Here is a 1,699-nt window from a genome sequence, read left to right as displayed (position 1 = left end):
AAGAGAGCTCCTTTTTAAGGTATATTGACATTTCAGCAAAACATATCGATCGCTCAACCAAATAGTCATAAGTGCAAGACTTAAATTCATGCGGCGAATGGCAGCAAATATAATATTATTGTCCTGCTTTTTCTAATGCTTCTTGACGTTGACCTCATATAAAATACCAATACTCCATTTTATATAGCATGATGTTAAATAAATAAATTTTAATTCAAAAGAAATTGGTGAAGTGTTACGACATGTAATTGCACATGAAATTCATCATATTGGTCAGCTATCTATATGGGCGAGAGAATTAAATCTTCAACCTGTTTCAGCAAATTTAATTGGAAGAGGATTATAGACTTAGAAACCGACTTGTATTGCACAAATACAAGTCGGTTTTTATATATAAGAGGATTTCTTAGTTGAAATCCTCGGATTTTTTCTGACGTATATGTAAAAACATTAAGAGGGTAATGATTAAAAAGATCATAATCGTTTGTATGATTAAATTTTTAAACTGAAGCAAAATGGTCCAAGATGTAACAACGTCTTTGAAAGCTTGGAGTGCAGAATATGAGGTAGGTTCAAAACCGTATTGAAGTAACTTTTTTGTTTCAACAAAAGCCGTGTTTTCTTCATTGGCGTCTAATACTACAGAAATAAACCTTGTATCTCCTTGTTTTGCTGTACCAACAAAACTATAATTACCGTTAGTTGACAAACTAGTTTGCAAGCCATCAACACCTTTTAGTTTAATGTTTTTATCAAGAGAGTAAATCATTTTATTTGTGTTGAGAACTTGAAAATCTTTGAAGGTAAATGGGTAAGAGGTTAGTTTAGTTATATTTAATACATCTGGATAGTCTTTTATTAATTGTGCAGCTATTTCGGCTGCGTCTATTGCTGTTGTAATCGATTGTTTATTCTTCTCGCTATTTATTCCAGTGGAATTTAAAAATGGAGATTGTTGTGATAACTTTAGTTGTTTTGCTTTTTCATTCATTAACGATGTGAAATTATCTTCATTTCCAGCAATGTGTTCTGCTAGTTCAAGTGCAGAACGATTATTTCCGGTTAAAAGCAATGTATTTAGTAAATCACGAACGGTTGTTTTATCATTCGATGTTACATGTATAGGACTCGTTTCGGTTTGAAAAACGTCGTTACTTATTTTTACAGATTCATCTAATTGTATTTTGCCATCATGAAGTTGTTCCATCACAATATACTCAGTCATTAATTTAGATAAAGTGGCCGACTGAATGGGAGTACTTTCATTTTTTTTATAAACAATCTCACCAGAATTAGTATCTATTAAAATAGCTGATTTAGCTTGAATAATTGGACCATTTACATAAAGGTAAAAATATAAAACGATAAGTGCAGTAATGAGAAAAGATAATAATAAAACTGTTATTTTTTTCAAGAATTGCATAAGCGATCCTCCTACTATTACATCAATAATATTATTGTAAAAAGGAATGCTTAATTAGGAAGAAAGAAAAGGTAAAGAATTTCTAAAGAATTATAAAGAATTATTAAATTTTGGATATTGATGGAATATAAAAGGTTCAATTTCTTATATGATAAAAAATTGAACCTATAAATATGTGGTATTAAGCTTTATAAGGGAGTAGTTTTACAGTGAAAGTTGTTTTTTTATCATCGCTATATACTTCAATTGTTCCTTTATGCAATTCAACAATACTTT

Annotated in this window: 1 protein-coding gene and 2 pseudogenes; 1 reads left to right on the top strand and 2 read right to left on the bottom strand. The window is 29.8% G+C overall.

From position 1 onward, the window contains the following. Positions 1-229: 229 nt before the first annotated feature. Positions 230-346: pseudogene (locus V7038_RS29280) on the top strand (DinB family protein); the annotation flags it as partial. 60 nt (positions 347-406) lie between these two features. Here the strand turns inward: V7038_RS29280 and V7038_RS29275 are convergent. Both V7038_RS29275 and V7038_RS29270 read right to left on the bottom strand, forming a co-directional pair. Beyond that, positions 407-1,423: a D-alanyl-D-alanine carboxypeptidase family protein gene (locus V7038_RS29275; protein ID WP_002110023.1), complete on the bottom strand. Its 1,017-nt coding sequence runs from the start codon at positions 1,421-1,423 to the stop codon at positions 407-409. Positions 1,424-1,604: 181 nt separating this feature from the next. Beyond that, positions 1,605-1,699, bottom strand: a pseudogene (locus V7038_RS29270) (two-component sensor histidine kinase); the annotation flags it as partial.

Origin of the sequence: Bacillus sp. JJ783 (genome assembly GCF_036963225.1) — a bacterium.
Lineage (GTDB): Bacteria > Bacillota > Bacilli > Bacillales > Bacillaceae_G > Bacillus_A > Bacillus_A cereus_U.
The sequence above is the reverse complement of the archived record's forward strand: the minus strand, read 5'-3'. Positions and strand labels throughout refer to the sequence as shown.